Annotated in this window: 17 protein-coding genes; 11 read left to right on the top strand and 6 right to left on the bottom strand. The window is 70.9% G+C overall.

All coding sequences use genetic code 11. The features are described 5' to 3' along the window. Positions 1-187 precede the first annotated feature (187 nt). Both AB0K15_RS09890 and AB0K15_RS09895 read left to right on the top strand, forming a co-directional pair. Positions 188-1,084, top strand: coding sequence for a hexose kinase (locus AB0K15_RS09890; protein WP_364047727.1), 897 nt, complete (start codon positions 188-190; stop codon positions 1,082-1,084). Next, entirely contained in the window at positions 1,081-1,917 is an 837-nt protein-coding gene (locus tag AB0K15_RS09895; RefSeq protein WP_364047729.1) for a class II fructose-bisphosphate aldolase, read from the top strand. Before AB0K15_RS09890 ends, AB0K15_RS09895 begins: the two co-directional genes overlap by 4 nt. Here AB0K15_RS09895 and AB0K15_RS09900 read toward each other — a convergent pair. From AB0K15_RS09900 to mptB, 5 genes are all read right to left on the bottom strand, one after another. Next, positions 1,914-2,846: an acyl-CoA desaturase gene (locus tag AB0K15_RS09900; RefSeq protein ID WP_364047731.1), complete on the bottom strand. Its 933-nt coding sequence runs from the start codon at positions 2,844-2,846 to the stop codon at positions 1,914-1,916. The genes AB0K15_RS09895 and AB0K15_RS09900 overlap by 4 nt on opposite strands. Before the next feature lie 344 nt (positions 2,847-3,190). Further along, positions 3,191-4,168 carry a COX15/CtaA family protein gene (locus tag AB0K15_RS09905; protein WP_364047733.1) on the bottom strand — a complete coding sequence of 326 codons (978 nt, stop codon included), beginning with the start codon at positions 4,166-4,168 and terminating at the stop codon, positions 3,191-3,193. 83 nt (positions 4,169-4,251) lie between these two features. Further along, on the bottom strand, positions 4,252-4,977 hold the full coding sequence (locus tag AB0K15_RS09910) for an ABC transporter permease (RefSeq protein ID WP_364047991.1): 726 nt from the start codon (positions 4,975-4,977) through the stop codon (positions 4,252-4,254). Between the two features lie 59 nt (positions 4,978-5,036). Beyond that, a complete protein-coding gene (locus tag AB0K15_RS09915) occupies positions 5,037-5,963 on the bottom strand; it encodes an ABC transporter ATP-binding protein (protein WP_364047735.1) in 927 nt (308 codons plus the stop codon). A gap of 6 nt (positions 5,964-5,969) precedes the next feature. Continuing rightward, a complete protein-coding gene (mptB, locus tag AB0K15_RS09920) occupies positions 5,970-7,568 on the bottom strand; it encodes a polyprenol phosphomannose-dependent alpha 1,6 mannosyltransferase MptB (RefSeq protein WP_364047993.1) in 1,599 nt (532 codons plus the stop codon). Between the two features lie 245 nt (positions 7,569-7,813). Here mptB and AB0K15_RS09925 point away from each other — a divergent pair, with 245 nt between their 5' ends. The 7 genes from AB0K15_RS09925 to AB0K15_RS09955 are packed head-to-tail and all read left to right on the top strand — an operon-like array spanning position 7,814 to position 14,260. Continuing rightward, positions 7,814-8,602: a metalloregulator ArsR/SmtB family transcription factor gene (locus tag AB0K15_RS09925; RefSeq protein ID WP_364047995.1), complete on the top strand. Its 789-nt coding sequence runs from the start codon at positions 7,814-7,816 to the stop codon at positions 8,600-8,602. Beyond that, complete coding sequence (gene sufB, locus AB0K15_RS09930) at positions 8,599-10,047, top strand: Fe-S cluster assembly protein SufB (protein ID WP_364047737.1); 1,449 nt, start codon at positions 8,599-8,601, stop codon at positions 10,045-10,047. The genes AB0K15_RS09925 and sufB overlap by 4 nt, the downstream gene beginning before the upstream one ends. Positions 10,048-10,049: 2 nt before the next feature. Continuing rightward, on the top strand, positions 10,050-11,222 hold the full coding sequence (gene sufD / locus AB0K15_RS09935; RefSeq protein WP_364047739.1) for a Fe-S cluster assembly protein SufD: 1,173 nt from the start codon (positions 10,050-10,052) through the stop codon (positions 11,220-11,222). 40 nt (positions 11,223-11,262) lie between these two features. Beyond that, on the top strand, positions 11,263-12,033 hold the full coding sequence (sufC, locus tag AB0K15_RS09940) for a Fe-S cluster assembly ATPase SufC (RefSeq protein WP_354882361.1): 771 nt from the start codon (positions 11,263-11,265) through the stop codon (positions 12,031-12,033). Between the two features lie 48 nt (positions 12,034-12,081). Further along, positions 12,082-13,395, top strand: coding sequence for a cysteine desulfurase (locus AB0K15_RS09945; protein ID WP_364047741.1), 1,314 nt, complete (start codon positions 12,082-12,084; stop codon positions 13,393-13,395). After that, the gene (gene sufU, locus AB0K15_RS09950) at positions 13,395-13,844 is read left to right on the top strand and encodes a Fe-S cluster assembly sulfur transfer protein SufU (protein WP_364047743.1); all 450 of its coding nucleotides are present in this window, start codon (positions 13,395-13,397) and stop codon (positions 13,842-13,844) included. Before AB0K15_RS09945 ends, sufU begins: the two co-directional genes overlap by 1 nt. Next, positions 13,841-14,260 (top strand): metal-sulfur cluster assembly factor, encoded by a 420-nt coding sequence (locus AB0K15_RS09955; protein WP_285968790.1) that lies wholly within the window; start codon positions 13,841-13,843, stop codon positions 14,258-14,260. The genes sufU and AB0K15_RS09955 overlap by 4 nt, the downstream gene beginning before the upstream one ends. 73 nt (positions 14,261-14,333) lie before the next feature. Here AB0K15_RS09955 and AB0K15_RS09960 read toward each other — a convergent pair whose 3' ends face one another. Next, a complete protein-coding gene (locus AB0K15_RS09960; RefSeq protein WP_364047745.1) occupies positions 14,334-15,881 on the bottom strand; it encodes an SMI1/KNR4 family protein in 1,548 nt (515 codons plus the stop codon). 59 nt (positions 15,882-15,940) lie between these two features. Here AB0K15_RS09960 and AB0K15_RS09965 point away from each other — a divergent pair, with 59 nt between their 5' ends. Further along, positions 15,941-16,339, top strand: coding sequence for a hypothetical protein (locus tag AB0K15_RS09965; RefSeq protein ID WP_364047747.1), 399 nt, complete (start codon positions 15,941-15,943; stop codon positions 16,337-16,339). Beyond that, positions 16,336-16,671: a YnfA family protein gene (locus tag AB0K15_RS09970; RefSeq protein ID WP_364047749.1), complete on the top strand. Its 336-nt coding sequence runs from the start codon at positions 16,336-16,338 to the stop codon at positions 16,669-16,671. Before AB0K15_RS09965 ends, AB0K15_RS09970 begins: the two co-directional genes overlap by 4 nt. The last annotated feature ends 27 nt before the right edge of the window (positions 16,672-16,698 follow it).

Raw genomic sequence — 16,698 nt, forward strand, 5'->3', positions numbered from 1 at the left:
GCGTTGCTGGCGCAGGACCTGCTGGCCGCGGGAGCGGCGCGATGATCGGCGTGGCTGCGCTCGATCCGGCGTCCCCAGCCGACCACCGTGGTGTGCCCGGGCGGACGAACCACCCATGGTCCGACGCCCCCGCCGTGATCGGCGCGACGTTGCCGGCGCAAGACTCGCCGGCCGCGGGAGTGGCCCGATGATCGTCGTGGTCACGCCGAACCCGGCGGTGGACGTCACCTACCGCGTGGCGCGGCACGAGCCCGGCGAGACGAACCGGGTGCTGGAGGTCCAGCGGAGGCCCGGGGGCAAGGGGCTGAACGTCGCGCGGGTGCTGGCCGGGCTGGGGGTCGAGGTGCTGGCCCTGCTGCCGCTCGGCGGTGAGGCCGGGCGGTGGCTCGTGGGTGAACTGACTGTGCCGCATGAAGTCTCGCCGCTGGCGGGGGAGACGCGGACGACGGTGACCGTCGTGGGACAGGGGCATCCGACCGTCTACACCGAGCCCGGGCCGGAGACGAGCGAAGCCGAGTGGGCCGCGTTCGGGGAAGTGCTCGGACGGCGGCTGGCCGGCGCGGACCTGCTCGTCGTCTCGGGATCGTTGCCGCGTGGGGCCCGTCCGGACTTGCTCGGGGACTGGGTGCGAGCGGCGCACAGGGCCGGGGTCCGGGTGCTCGCCGACGTTTCCGGGCCCGCCCTGCTGGCAGCGGCGAACGCCGGGGCGGACGTCGTCAAGCCGAACCTCGCGGAGCTGCTCGACGCGACGTCCACTGTGGACGAAACCGCCGGTGCCGCCGAACTGGAGCGGCGAGGCGCCGGGCTCGTGGTCGTTTCGCGTGGCGCCGAAGGGATCGCCGCGCACACCGCCGAACAAGTCCTGGAAATCCCCGCCATTCCCGACGTGGCCGGAAACCCGACCGGAGCCGGCGACGCCGCGACCGCCGGCCTCGCACAAGCGCTCGTCGAGGGCGTTCCCCTCGCCCAAGCCCTTCGCCGCGCCGCGGCGCTCGGGGCGGCGGCCGTGCTGCGGCCGGTGGCGGGCGAGGTCGACCTCGAGGCCTACCGACGTTTTCTCGAACCGAACGGAGAACCCGCATGATCACCCGCCCGGCTCTCGCCCGGATCCTCGCGTCGGCGCGTGAGCGCAACGCCGGGGTCGGCGCGTTCAATGTGATCCTGCTCGAACACGCCGAAGCCATCGCGAGCGGCGCCGAGCAGGCCGGCGTCCCGGTCGTCCTGCAGATCAGCGAGAACTGCGTGCGCTACCACGGCGGGCTGGCGCCGATCGCGCTCGCGTCGCTGGAGATCGCCAAGCGGGCGAACGTCGAGGTGCTCGTGCACCTGGACCACATCGAGGACCAGGACCTCGTGCGCGAAGGCGTCGAGCTCGGCGTGGACAGCGTCATGTACGACGGGTCCCGCCTGCCCTACGACGAGAACGTGCGCACCACCCGCGAGATCGCCGACCTGTGCCACGCGGCGGGCATCGCCGTGGAAGCGGAGCTCGGCGAGGTCGGCGGGAAGGACGGCGTCCACGCGCCCGGCGCCCGCACCGACCCGGCCGAGGCCGCCGCGTTCGTGAAGGCCACGGGCGTCGACGCGCTGGCGGTGGCCGTCGGCACGTCGCACGCCATGGTGTCGCGCACGGCCAGCGTCGACCGCGCGCTCGTCTCGCGGCTGCGCGACGCGGTGGAGGTGCCGCTGGTGCTGCACGGCTCGTCCGGCCTGTCCGACGACGAGCTGCGCGGCGCCGTCGAGAGCGGGATGACGAAGATCAACATCTCGACCCACCTCAACGGCCTGTTCACGCGCTCGCTCAAGCAGTTCCTCGACGAGCGGCCGGACGTCGTCGACCCGCGCAAGTACGTGCGGCTCGGGCGCGCGGCGGTCGAAGAGGAGACCGCGCGCCTGCTGCGCCTGCTCGCGGCTTAGGCCGGCTGCTTCCGCTTGGTGGCGAGGCGATCGGCTCGGGGCCACCGCACGTCGGTGGCCCAGCCGAAGCGCTCGAACAGCCAGATCACGCGCGCCGACACGTCGACCTGACCGCGCAGCACGCCGTGGCGGGCGCAGGTCGGGTCGGCGTGGTGGGAGTTGTGCCACGACTCGCCCATGGACAGGATCGCCAGCGGCCAGAAGTTGGCGGCCTTGTCGCGGCTGGCGAAGGGCCGTTCGCCGATCAGGTGGCACACCGAGTTGACCGACCAGGTCACGTGGTGCAGCAACGCGATGCGCACCAGGCCCGCCCAGAAGCACGCCGTGACGGCGCCCCACCACGACCACGTGATCAGCCCGCCCAGCGCGGCCGGCAGGGCGACGCTGAGCGCGATCCACAGCGCGAAGAAGCGGTTCACCAGGCGCAGGTCGCGGTCGCCGACGAGGTCCGGGGCGAAGCGGTCGGCGTTGGTCACCTCGCGCTTGAACATCCAGCCCATGTGCGCGTGCCAGAACCCGCGCAGCAGCGCCGCCGGCGAGGTGCCGAACAGCCACGGCGAGTGCGGGTCGCCCTCGCGGTCGGCGAACGCGTGGTGGCGGCGGTGGCTCGCGACCCAGAAGATCACCGAGCCCTGCACCGCCATGCTCCCCGACACGGCCAGCGCGATCCGCAGCGCGCGCGGCGCCTTGAACGCGCCGTGCGTGAAGTAGCGGTGGTACCCGACGGTCACGCCGAGCGTGCCGAACGTGTAGAAGACCACGAACAGCGCCGCGTCGACCCAGCTGAGCCCCCAGCCCCACAGCAGCGGAACGGCGGCCACCAGCGCCACGAACGGCACCAGCAGGAAAGTCTTGAGCACGACCATCTCCGCCGGACCCCGGCGTCCGGAGATCAACGGCTTCACGGTGCTCGACGGGACGGACGTCATGAGCGTCACCTCGCGGCGCTTGGATGGCGGTTCCGAGCCGAAGGGTAGGTGCCCGTTCTGTCCGCTGCGCCGACGGCGAGCCGACGGAGAGTTACGAAGGCGTGGCCGTCCGGGGCGTCGGCCCGCCGGGGTGAAGTGGCCGGGGCGGGGGAGTTCATGCCCAAGCGGGCCGAGCCGGGCTCTGTTCGAGGGCGGCGGCGGGGTCAGTGCTTCGGCGTGACGCCCGGCGAGAGCGCGGCGGTAACCACGGAGGCGAGAACAGGAGCCTCGGGTGTCCGGCCGCACGCCACCGCGCCGGCCTGCGTGGCCGACGGAGAGTTACGAGGGCGTGGCCGTCCGGGGCGTCAGCCCGCCGGGGTGAGTTCGCGGTCCGCCGGAGGCGCCGGGTGCAGCGAGACCACCGGGCCGCGGTCGCGGGTGCCGGTCCACAGCGTGGCGGTGACGACGATGACCAGGGCCGAGCCGAGCACGTGGAACGACACCATCGCCTCGGGCACGCCGAGCGCGTACTGCACCGTCCCGAGCACGCCCTGCGCGAGCGCCACCGCCCAGACCCACGCGTAGCGCTGCCACAGGCTCTTCGGCGCGCCCACGCGCAGCAGCTGCAGGCCGAAGACCGCGAGGACCACGAGGTAGACGATCAGGAGTCCGCTGTGGATTTGGGCGAGCTTCTCGATGGGGACGTCGAGGCGGTGGGTGTGGATGTCGCCGCCGTGGGGGCCGGCGCCGGTGACGGTCGTGCCGGCGATGAGGACGGCCCACATGAGCACCGTCAGCAGCACGAGCACCTTGCGTCCCAGCGGCGGGACGATCGGGCGCGCCGGTTCGTCGCCTTCGCGGAACGCGCGCAGCAGCAGCACGGCCAGCCAGATCAACGGCGTGGACGCGAGGAAGTGGATCGCGACCGTCCACCATTCCAGCTTCGCCAGCACGGTGATGCCTCCGAGCACGGCCTGCAGCACGACCCCGCCCGGCATCGTCCACGCCAGCACCAGCAGGCGCTTGCGGCTCGGGTGGTCGATGAGGATGCGCCACGCCGTGAGCACCGCGAGCGCGGCCACGACGATGACCGCGCCCGTCAGCATGCGGTTCGAGAACTCGATCCACTGGTTGACCGCGTGGATCCCGGGGTGCTGCACCGGCACGAGACTGCCGGGCACGCACTGCGGCCACGTCGGGCAGCCGAGGCCCGAACCCGTCACCCGCACCACGGACCCCGTGACGCCGATGCCGCCCTGCGCCACCACGGCGGCGATCCCGACGGCCCGCTGGACCGCGGCGGAGGGGTAGGGCAGGCGGGCGATCAAACTGCGAAGAGGCACGGGGGAATCGTACTCGCGCGCAATTCCGCGCTTTCCCGCCGCATGCACGGCGACGCTTTTCTCACACCCGTTTCACGCCGCACTCAGGTGAGTTTTGTGGTCCGTGTCGCGACAAGTCCGGCCACGATCGCCCACACGGCGAGCACCGCCATCGGCCCGGCGGCGAAGTGACCGTCCACCAGCGCCGCGCGCATGCCTTCCGCGAGTGCGCCCGAGGGCAGCAGCGAAACGACCACGCCGAGGCCCGTCGGCAAAGCCGAAGGCGCCAGCAGGATCCCGCCGGCGAGCAGCAGCACGAACCACACGATGTTGGCCAGCGCCAGCACCGCTTCCGCCCGCAGGGCGCCGCCGAGCAGCACGCCCAGTGCGCCGAACGCGGCCGTGCCCAGCACCAGCAGCACGATCGCCGAGGCGATCCCGGCACCCGAGGGCGACCAGCCCAGGAACGCCGCCACCACACCGATCACGAGCGACTGCAGCACGACCACCACCAGCGCCGCGACCACGCGTCCGGCCACGAGGAGCCAGCGGGGGAGCGCGGTGGCCGAGAGTCGCTTGAGCACGCCGTAGCGTCGGTCGAAGCCGAGCGCGATGGCCTGTCCCGTGAACGCGGACGACATCACGGCCAGCGCGAGGATCCGCGGCGTGATCCAGTCCACTTTGGACGTGGAGCCGAGCTGGCTCGCGGGCAGGATGTCGAGCAGGCTCAGGCCGATGAGCAGCGCGAGCGGGATGATCAGTGTGAGCAGCAGCTGTTCGCCGTGGCGCAGCGTCAAGGCGGCCTCGACGCGCGCGTGCGTGCGCAGCATCCGGCCCAGCGGCCCGCGGCCCGGCGCGGGGGTGAAGGTGCCTTCCGGGAACGTCGTGCTCACGCCCGCAGCTCCCGTCCGGTCAGCTCGAGGAAAACCTCTTCCAGCGTGCGCCGCCCCACCTGCAGCTGTTCGGGCAGCACGCCCTGTTGCGCACACCACGACGTGACGGTCGACACCACCTGCGGATCCACCGCGCCTTCCACGAGGTACGAACCGGGCGAGGACTCGCTCACGCGATAACCCTCCGGCAACGCCGCCGTGAGCAGCGACAGGTCCAGCCGCGTGCGCGCGCGGAACCGCAGCTGCGCCGCGTCGCCCGCTTCGAGCGTCAACGCGTGGGGCGAGCCCTGGACCACGACCTTGCCGTGGTCGACGATCACGACCTGGTCGGCGAGCGCTTCCGCCTCTTCCATGAGGTGGGTGGTGAGCAGCACGCTCACGCCGTCGCTGCGCAGCGCGGCCAGCAGTTCCCACACCAGGCGCCGTGCCTGCGGGTCCATGCCCGCGGTCGGCTCGTCGAGGAACACCAGCTCGGGCCGCCCGACGAGCGCGCACGCCAGCGAAAGCCGTTGCTGCTGCCCGCCGGAGAGGCGCTTGAACGGGGTGCGCTTCGCGCCGGCCAGCCCGAGCACGTCGAGCAGCCACGCGGGGTCGAGCGGGTTCGCCGCGCAGGACGCGACGAGGCCGAGCATCTCCGCGGCGTGCACACCGGGGTAGGCGCCGCCGCCCTGCGGCATGATGCCGACGCGCGGGCGCAGCCGGGCGCTGTTTTTCACGGGATCGAGGCCGAGGACCCGGACGTTTCCGGCGTCAGGCTTGCGAAACCCTTCGCAGATCTCCACCGTGGTCGTCTTGCCCGCGCCGTTGGGCCCGAGCAAGGCCAGCAGGCAGCCACGCTCCATCCGCAGGTCGAGCCCGTCGACCGCGGTGGTGGAGCCGTAGCTTTTCACCAGGCCGGTGATCTCGACCGCGGGGTTGTCCACAACGAATCACGATACGACGTCCACCACGGCGGGCCGTTCCGGGGACGTCCTGGAGAGCAGGAGCGGCGAAAGCCGGTACACCCACGCGAGCCCGCCGAGCGTCACGAGCACGGCCGCGCCGTAGGCCCACGGCAGGATGTAGGCGTGGCCGTCGAACGTGCTCCCGGTGGGCGGCAGCAGGAACGGCAGCCCGGCGCTGATCACGGTCGCGGCCACGCGGAACCGCGACGTGCCCGCCGCCGCGGCCAGCGGGATCACGGCCCACAGCACGTACCACGGCTGCAGGTTGATCTGCAGGATCATCGCGGCGCCGAGCGCCACCCCGAGCCCGATGATGGGCCGGTAGCGCCACTTGAAGCTGGCCCACAGGAACTTGACGGTGACGAACGCCGTCACCAGGTAGCCGAGCGCGCCGATGATGGGCACCAGCGCGTCGGTGTGGTTGCCGAGGCCCAGCGCGATGCCGAGCACCCCGGTGAGGTTGGCGAGCTCGGCGGTGGGGGAGATCCAGGAGCGCACGAGGCCGGGGGTGCCGAGCGCGCCGATCCAGCCGAAGCCCAGGCCGGTGCCGTAACAGACGGCCACGAGCACCACGCCGAACAGCACCGCCATCGGCACGCCCGCCCACACCAGGTCCTTGATCCGCCCGTGCCAGCGCCGCGCCACCATCACGGCGAAGAACGGCAACGCGAGCAGCGCCGGCACCTTGACGGCGGCCCCGAGCGTGATGATCGCGACACCGAGCCCGATGCACAGCAGCTCGCCCCTGGCCAGCGGCGGCGGCGAGTCGCCCTTGACGCGCACCGGCAGCCGCCGGATGCCGACCTCGAGCCCGGCGACCATCAGCCCGATGGCCAGCGCGTCGTTGTGGGCACCGGCGATGAAGTGGAAGATCAGCAACGGGTTGGCCGCGCCCAGCCACAGCGCCGTCACCGGTTGCACGCCGAAGCGGCGCGCCAGCCGCGGCACGGCCCACACGATGAGGACCACGCCGACGAGCGCCAGGCCGCGCTGCAGCAGCACGCCCGTCACGATGTTGGTGCCGCCGATCGGCGCGAGCCAGCCGCCCAGTCGCAGCAGCAGCGGCCCGTACGGCGCGGGAGTCTCGCGCCACATGTTGGCCACGCCCGCGGTGAGCGGGTCGGCCACGCCGAGCGCCTGGGCCGGGCCCAGCGTGTACGGGTCCATCCCGCGGTGCACGATCTCGCTCTGCGCGAGGTAGCTGTAGACGTCCCGGGAGAACAGGGGCGGGATGAGCAGCAGCGGCGCCACCCACATCGCGATCGTGCGAGCCATCTGGCCTTGGCTGGCCAGGCGGGCGCTCGCGGGCCGGGCGAAACGGCCGAGCATGAGCCAGCTCAGCACGAGGATGCCCATGCCGGAGAACGCGATGGCGAGCGAGACCGTGGGGATGCGGGTGAACAGGCGCAGCACCGGCAGGTCCTGCACCGGGTTGATCACGGGGGCGGCGCCGGCGCCGAGCGAGCCGAGCGCGAGGAACAGCGAGCCGACCGTCCCGAAGCGCCGGACGATGTCGAGGCCGCGGTGTTCGGCCTGGTCGAGCGGCTGCGGCTCGCGCGGGAGCACGGGCGAAGGGGGCGCCACGGCCGTCGCCGTGTCGCCGGGTGTGCCCACTTCCGGGTCCCGTTGCACGGGTTGCTCGCCGACTGCCACGTCAGGAAGGGTATCGAGTCCCCTCGACCGTGACTCGGGTCACTGCCGGACACCCCACCTTTGCCCCTGCGCCGGAAATAAGACACACTTGTGTTGTGAAAAAGAACGGGACGCCTCCGGGAGAGGTCTGCGAGGAGCACGGCGCTCAGCCGCGCGCCGCGGACGTCGGCGTTCCCGTGCAGGTCAGCCCGGTCAGCGCGGCCGAAGGACGCACGCGCCACGAGGTCGCGCGCCTGCTTCTCGAGCAGGGCCCGATGACTGCCGTGGTGGTCGCGGAGCAGCTCGGCATCAGCCCCACGGCCGTCCGCCGGCACCTCGACGCGCTGGTGGCCGACGGTGAGGCCGAGACGCGCGACGCGCCCCGGCGCGGCCCGCGCGGGCGCGGGCGCCCGGCCAAGTTCTTCCTGCTCACCGAGTCGGGCCGCGCCCGGTTCGGGCACGCCTACGACGACCTCGCCGTGTCGGCCATCCGGTTCCTCGCCGAGCACGCCGGCCCCGACGCCGTGCGCGCCTTCGCCGAGAGCCGCGTCGACGCGCTGGTGGGCCCGCACCGCTCCGCCATCACCGGTTCGAGTGATCCCGCGGAGCGCGCCGAGGCCCTGGCCACGGCCCTGACCAGGGAGGGCTACGCTGCGTCGACCCGCCAGGTCGGGGTTGGCGAACAGCTGTGCCAGCACCACTGCCCGGTCGCGCACGTCGCCGCGGAGTTCCCGCAGCTGTGCGAGGCCGAGACCGAGGCGTTCGCTCGGCTGCTCGGCACCCACGTGCAGCGGCTGGCGACGATCGCACGCGGCGACAACGCGTGCACCACACACGTACCCGTCGGAACGTCGGGTACCCCGGCCCTTCCCGAGCCGGACAGCACCAGGCCCTCCGGGGCGACCGAGACGGTTGCGGCGACGCACCCGGCGCGGGCGTCCCAGGGGCGAACAGCACGGATCCCGAATGGAGGGAAACCCGCATGACTGCCGCTGCCGAGCAGCGCACTCCCACCACCGCGCCACTGAGCCAGGAAGAGACCATCGAGTCCCTTGGCAAGTACGCGTTCGGCTGGGCCGACTCCGACGAGGCGGGCTCGACCGCCCGCCGTGGGCTGAACGAGGACGTCGTCACCGACATCTCCTCGAAGAAGTCCGAGCCGGAGTGGATGCGCGAAGCCCGCTTGAAGGCGCTCAAGCTCTTCGAGCTGAAGCCGATGCCGAACTGGGGGGCCGACCTCTCCGGGATCGACTTCGACAACATCAAGTACTTCGTGCGCTCCACGGAGAAGCAAGCGGCCAGCTGGGAAGAACTTCCCGAGGACATCAAGAACACGTACGACAAGCTGGGCATCCCCGAGGCGGAGAAGCAGCGCCTCGTCGCCGGTGTCGCCGCGCAGTACGAGTCCGAGGTCGTCTACCACCAGATCCGCGAGGACCTGGAGGCCCAGGGTGTGCTGTTCCTGGACACCGACACCGCGCTCAAGGAGCACCCGGAGATCTTCCAGGAGCACTTCGGCTCCGTGATCCCGGCCGGTGACAACAAGTTCTCCGCGCTGAACACGGCGGTGTGGTCCGGCGGCTCGTTCATCTACGTGCCCAAGGGCGTGAAGGTGGACATCCCGCTGCAGGCCTACTTCCGGATCAACACCGAGAACATGGGCCAGTTCGAGCGCACGCTCATCATCGTCGACGAAGACGCCTACGTGCACTACGTCGAGGGTTGCACCGCGCCGATCTACCAGTCCGACTCGCTGCACTCGGCGGTCGTGGAGATCATCGTGAAGAAGGGCGGCCGCTGCCGCTACACGACGATCCAGAACTGGTCGAACAACGTCTACAACCTGGTCACCAAGCGCGCCAAGTGCGAAGAGGGCGCGACCATGGAATGGATCGACGGCAACATCGGTTCCAAGGTGACCATGAAGTACCCGTCGGTCTTCCTCATGGGCGAGCACGCCAAGGGCGAGGTCCTCTCGGTCGCGTTCGCGGGCGAGGGCCAGCACCAGGACGCGGGCGCCAAGATGGAGCACCTCGCGCCGCACACGTCCTCGACCATCGTGTCGAAGTCGGTGGCGCGCGGCGGCGGCCGGACCTCCTACCGGGGCCTGGTCCGCGTCGCGAAGCGGGCGCACCACTCGCGCTCCAGCGTGGTCTGCGACGCCCTGCTGGTCGACACGATCTCGCGCTCGGACACCTACCCGTACGTGGACATCCGCAACGACGAGGTGTCCATGGGCCACGAGGCCACGGTGTCCAAGGTCAGCGAAGAGCAGCTGTTCTACCTGATGTCGCGCGGTCTCGACGAGGCCGAGGCGATGGCGATGATCGTGCGCGGGTTCGTGGAGCCCATCGCGCGTGAGCTGCCGATGGAGTACGCGCTCGAGCTGAACCGCCTGATCGAGCTCCAGATGGAAGGGTCCGTCGGCTAGTCATGTCGGTTACCGAGAACAACGTCGCCGAGTCGCTGCGGGAAGGCGCGGTCGTTCCCGCGGCTTCCCGCGCGGAGCGGTTCACCTCCTACGACGTCGAGGCCTTCGAGGTCCCGGGCGGCCGTGAGGAGAACTGGCGCTTCACACCGATGAAGCGTCTCCGTGGCCTGCACGACGGCACGGCCGTCGCGTCCGGCGAGATCACGCTGGACGCCGACGCCGCGCCCGAGCTGAAGATCGAGACCGTCGGCCGCGACGACACCCGCCTCGGCGAGGCCGGCGTGCCCAGCGACCGGATCGCGGCGCAGGCCTACTCGTCCTTCACCCAGGCCACCGTCGTGACGGTGCCTCAGGAGACGGCCGCGTCGAAGCCGTCGACGCTGCGCATCCACGGTCCCGGCGAGGGCAAGGTCGCCTACGGGCACCTGCAGGTCCGCGTCGAGGCGTTCGCGCAGGCCGTGATCGTGCTCGACCACGTGGGCTCCGGCACCTACGCCGACAACGTCGAGTTCGTCGTGGGCGACTCCGCGAAGCTCACCGTGGTCAGCGTCCAGGACTGGGCCGACGACGCGGTGCACGTGTCCGAGCAGCACCTCAAGCTCGGCCGCGACGCGGCGCTCAAGCACATCGTGATCACCCTGGGCGGCGACCTGGTCCGCATCTCGCCGACGGCGGCCTTCGCCGAGCGCGGCGGCGACGTGGAGATGCTGGGCGTCTACTTCTCCGACGCCGGCCAGCACCAGGAGCACCGGCTGTTCGTGGACCACGCGGTGCCCAACTGCAAGTCGCGCGTGATGTACAAGGGCGCGCTGCAGGGTGACGGTGCGCACAGCGTGTGGATCGGGGACGTGCTGATCCGGGCGGCCGCCGAGGCCACCGACACCTACGAGCTCAACCGGAACCTGGTGCTCACACCGGGTGCGCGGGCCGACTCGGTGCCGAACCTGGAGATCGAGACCGGCGAGATCGAAGGCGCCGGCCACGCGAGCGCGACGGGAAGGTTCGACGACGAGCAGTTGTTCTACCTCCTGTCGCGCGGGATCCCGGAGGACTCCGCGCGCCGGTTGGTCGTGCGCGGGTTCTTCCACGAGATCCTGGTCAAGATCGACGTTCCCGAGGTGCGCGAGCGCCTCGAGGCCGCGATCGAGGCCGAGCTCGAAGCAGTGGGCGCCTGAGCCCCCTCGTCCGTCCACATCAGACTTTTAGGAACTGAGAATGGCTACCCTGGAAATCAAGGACCTGCACGCCTCGGTGAACACCGAGGAGGGTGCGAAGGAGATCCTGAAGGGCGTGAACCTGACCATCCGGTCGGGCGAGACCCACGCGATCATGGGCCCCAACGGCTCGGGCAAGTCCACCCTGTCCTACGCCATCGCCGGTCACCCGAAGTACCAGGTGACCTCCGGTGAGGTGCTGCTGGACGGCGAGAACGTGCTCGAGATGAGCGTGGACGAGCGCGCCCGTGCCGGCCTGTTCCTGGCGATGCAGTACCCCGTCGAGGTGCCCGGCGTCTCGATGTCCAACTTCCTCCGCACCGCGGCCACCGCGGTCCGTGGCGAGGCTCCCAAGCTGCGTCACTGGGTCAAGGAGGTCAAGGAGGAGATGGGCAAGCTCGAGATCTCGCAGGAGTTCGCCGAGCGCTCCGTGAACGAGGGCTTCTCCGGCGGCGAGAAGAAGCGCCACGAGATCCTGCAGCTGGCGCTGCTCAAGCCGAAGATCGCCATCCTCGACGAGACCGACTCCGGGCTCGACGTCGACGCGCTGCGCGTGGTTTCCGAGGGTGTCAACCAGTACAAGGCTTCGAGCGAGGTCGGCGTCATGCTGATCACGCACTACACCCGCATCCTCCGGCACATCACCCCGGACTTCGTGCACGTCTTCGCCGACGGGCGCATCGTCGAGTCCGGTGGCAAGGAGCTCGCCGACGAGCTGGAGGAGAACGGCTACGTGAAGTACGTGGGCAAGGCCGAGCCCGCCGCGCTCTGAGTTTTCGCACCACCGAAGTTCCCGACTACACCGAGAGGAGTTGGCTCGATGACCACCACGGCTTCGAACAGCCCGACCAACTCTGTTCCCCTTGACGTGGCGGCACTGCGTGCCGACTTCCCGATCCTGTCCCGCAGCGTGCGCGACGGGAAACCCTTGGTGTACCTGGACTCCGGCGCGACCTCGCAACGGCCCGTCCAGGTCCTCGACGCCGAACGCAAGTTCCTCGAGACCTCCAACGCCGCCGTGCACCGCGGTGCGCACCAGCTCGCCGAGGAGGCCACCGACGCCTACGAGTCCGCCCGCGCGCGGATCGCGGAGTTCGTCGGTGCCTCCCCGGAGGAGCTCGTGTTCACCAAGAACGCCACCGAAGGCATCAACCTCGTGGCGTACGCGATGAGCAACGCGAGCACGGCCGGCCCGGAGTCCGAGCGGTTCAAGGTGGGCCCCGGCGACGAGATCGTGATCACCGAGATGGAGCACCACGCGAACCTCGTGCCCTGGCAGCAGCTCTGCCAGCGCACCGGGGCCACGCTGAAGTGGTTCAAGGTGACGCCCGAAGGCCGGCTCGACCTGTCGGAGATCGACGAGCTGATCACGCCGCGCACCAAGCTGGTCGCCTTCGCGCACCAGTCCAACGTGCTCGGCACGATCAACCCGGTCGACGTGCTCGTGGCCAAGGCGAAGTCGGTCGGCGCGCTGACCGTGCTCGACGCGTGCCAGTCGGTGCCCCACGGGGTGTACGGCCAGGGCAACGTGGACTTCGGCGCACTGGGTGTGGACTTCGCGGCGTTCTCCGGGCACAAGATGCTGGCGCCGTCCGGCATCGGCGTGCTCTACGGGCGCAGCGAGCTGCTCGAAGCGATGCCGCCGTTCCTCACGGGCGGGTCGATGATCGAGCTGGTCCGCATGGAGGGCTCGACGTTCGCCCCGCCGCCGCAGCGGTTCGAGGCCGGCGTGCCGATGACGTCGCAGGCCATCGGCCTCGGCGCGGCCGTCGACTACCTCTCGGCGATCGGCATGGAGCGCATCGCGGCCCACGAGCACCTGCTCACCGAGCACGCGCTCGCCGGCATCGGCGCCATCGACGGCGTGCGCATCATCGGGCCGACCGACATGGCGGACCGCGGTGGCGCGGTGTCGTTCGTGATCGACGGCGTGCACCCGCACGACGCCGGCCAGGTGCTCGACAGCCTGGGCATCGCCGTGCGCGTGGGCCACCACTGCGCGTGGCCGCTGCACCGGGCGTGCTCGGCGCAGGCCACCGTGCGCGCCACGTTCTACCTCTACAACACACTGTCCGAAGTGGACGCCCTCGTCGACGGGATCCGCGAGGCGCAGAAGTTCTTCGGGGTCGCGTGATGAACCTCGAGAGCATGTACCAGGAGATCATCCTGGACCACTACAAGAACCCGCACGGGCGTGGCTTGAGCGACCCTTACGACGCCGAGTCGTTCCAGGTCAACCCGACCTGCGGCGACGAGGTGACGCTGCGCGTGAAGCTCGCGAACGGCAAGGTCGAGCAGGTCTCCTACGAGGGGCAGGGCTGTTCGATCAGCCAGGCCTCCACGTCGGTGCTGACCGATCTCGTCACCGGCCACACCGTCGAGGAGGCGTTCACCACCATGGACGCCTTCGTGGAACTGATGCAGGGCAAGGGCAAGGTCGAGCCCGACGAGGACGTGCTGGAGGACGGCATCGCGTTCGCCGGCGTCGCCAAGTACCCGGCGCGCGTGAAGTGCGCCCTCCTCGGCTGGATGGCGTTCAAGGACGCCGTGGCCCGCACCACCACAGGAGCTGAGAAGGCATGAGCGAAGAGACCGTGGCCCCGGAGGCGACGACCCCGGAGCACCGTGAAGGGCGCACCGCCGCGGACCTGCCGGAGCAGGCCGCTTCGTCGGTGCCCGCCGACGTCGCCAAGATCGAGGACATCGAAGAGGCGATGCGCGACGTCGTGGACCCCGAGCTCGGGATCAACGTCGTCGACCTCGGCCTGGTGTACGACATCCGCGTGGAGAAGGACAACTCCGCCACGCTGGACATGACGCTCACGTCGGCGGCCTGCCCCCTCACCGACGTGATCGAAGACCAGACCTCCGCGGCGCTGACCTCCGGCGGCCTCGTGAGCGACTTCCGGATCAACTGGGTCTGGATGCCGCCGTGGGGCCCGGAGAAGATCACCGACGATGGCCGCGAGCAGCTGCGTGCGCTCGGGTTCACCGTCTGAGCTTTCGTCCGGGGAACAGGCCATTCCGCTCGCAGCGGGATGGCCTGTTCTGGTTCGGTGGACGTATAACGACCTATACGTTGCCGGTGGATTCGACATACCAGGGCGCTTCGCCCTCGGGGGAAAACCGGCTCCAGAGGGCGACGGCCTCGGCCAGGGACGTGCGGCGTTCGACGTGCAGCGCGGCGAGCCGGGGGAGCGGCGCGCCCGCGGCGAGCAGGTGGTCGAGCTGGGCTCGGTCGAGGCCGAGCACGCGCAGGTGCCGCAGCTCGCCGACCCGCTTCAGGCCGGTCACCTCGACGCCGCTGACGTCGAGGTGCACCAGGCTCGGCAGGGCGGCGAGCCAGGCCAGATCCACCGGGTGCTTGAGGACTTTCAGCTCCAGGCGCCACAGCCGGTGCCCGGCGAAAGCGTCGAGGTCGACTTCGCCCGCTTCCACGGACAGGGCCTCCAGTGCGGGCAGGTGGGCCAGGCCGCCGGTGACGCGGGCCGCGCGGTTGATGCTCACCTCTTTGAGCGCCGGAAAGCCTTGCAGTGCGGCGAGGTTCACGGTGTCGGCGTCGTTGAGGTAGAGCTGCTGCACGAGGGGCCGGTCGGCGACGTCGTGCGCGTGCTCGACACCCGGTCCGTTGATCACCTCGGTGTGGCTGCGGAAGGGGCTGTCGCGCAGGGAAACCTCGGGTTCGAGGAACACCCCGTCTTCGTAGTCCTCGTACCGGCCTTCGCGCAGGGCCTCGACGACCTCGGTGAGCATCGCCGTGACCGACGGCGCGACGTAGCGCAGCGGGCCGTGGATGTCGCGGCCGTACTCCACGACCTGGCCGGCCCGGCCGTCCGGCGCGGGGTCGAGGTCGGTGAAGAGGAAGTTCATCGCGCGGTCGCCGCCGAAGGTGACCCACCAGTCGTTGCGGGACAAGCGTTTCACGTGCCCGAACGGCAGCGGCTCGAACACCACGCCGGTGTCGGACACGGAGTCCTCCCAGCCGTAGGAACCCGGCAGGCCTTCGAGGTAACCGGCGACGACCTGGCCGAGGGCGTTGCAGGAGTACGGGCCGAGCAGGCCGACCTGCTCGGGGTCGCCGTCGGCCACGCGGTAGAGCGCGCGCAGGTCTTCCGGCAACCGCAGGCCGATCCGCTCCTCGGCGGCCGCGATCTCCGCCTCCGTGCGGCCGGCGGGCCACGGCGGCGCCTGGCCCTTGATCCGCGTGTAGTGCGCCGCGAACTCTTCGCACAGTCGCGTGACCTCGGCGAGCACGGCCGGGTCCGTCGGCGCTCCGGTGGGTGCGGCGGCGGCCGGGCGGAGCAGGCCGGGCCGGGGGTGGCCCGGGTAGCGGAAGTTCTCGTCGAACACGAGCCAGCCGTCGGCCGCCGGGGAAAGCGCGCCGCCCGCGGCGAAGGTGTAGCTGCCGTCGGGACGCAGCCGCAGCTCATACGTGCCGGCGGGTGCGTCGAAGAGGCTCCGCAGGCTGCTGCCGCTGATTCGCAGCCATTCGCGGGTGGGCGTCCAGGCGTCGAGCGCCAGCGAGCCGCCGGTGGCGCGCACCTGCAGTACTGCTTCTTCGGTGCCGGCAGCGGAACGCAGCGTGGTCGCCAGGTCGTGGGCGACCTCGTCGAAATCCATGGTGGTGAAGCTAGCGCGAAGGTCCGACGAAAACCGGGCTCGGCTGCTATGACTGGGCGATGACCGAACCGGACAACGAGAGACGACCCCGGCGTGGCCTGGCCGTCGCGTCGATCGCGATCGCCGCGGTGAGCTTCATGCTGGCGGTGTCGACGTGGATCGCGTGGCTGTTGGTGCGGCCGAAGTTCCTGGTGATGCCGGCGTACGCGCTGGTCGGGCAGGTGTTCCTGCTCGTGCTCGGTGCGTTGTTCTTCGTCGCGCTGCTCGCCGGTGTGCTGGCGATCGTGCTCGGGCTGACCGGGCGCGAACTCGGTGGTGACCTGGCGCGGGCGGGTGCCCTGCTCGGCGCGCTCACCTGCCTGGTCGCGCTCTCCGGCGCGGTCGCGTTCGCGGTCAATCCCGTGTGGACGTCGCTGCGCCCGACGATCGGCTACGGCGACTTCGGCGTCGGTTCGTGACGGTCCTCAAGTCGATCCTGCTGTTCGCCGCCGCCGCGGTGCTGGAGATCGGTGGCGCGTGGCTGATCTGGCAGGGCGTGCGAGAGCACCGCGGCTGGGGGTGGATCGGCGGGGGGATCGTGGCGCTCGGGCTCTACGGATTCGTCGCCACGCTGCAGCCCGACGCGCACTTCGGCCGCATCCTCGCCGCGTACGGCGGGGTTTTCGTGGCCGGCTCCCTGGCCTGGGGTGTGGTGGCCGACGGCTACCGGCCCGACCGGTTCGACGTGCTCGGCGCGCTGCTGTGCCTCGTGGGCGTCGCGGTGATCATGTACGCGCCGCGAACCGGGTAACGCTCGCACAACGCCCGCGATAGATCA

Origin of the sequence: Amycolatopsis sp. NPDC049253 (genome assembly GCF_040678995.1) — a bacterium.
Classification (GTDB): Bacteria; Actinomycetota; Actinomycetes; order Mycobacteriales; family Pseudonocardiaceae; genus Amycolatopsis.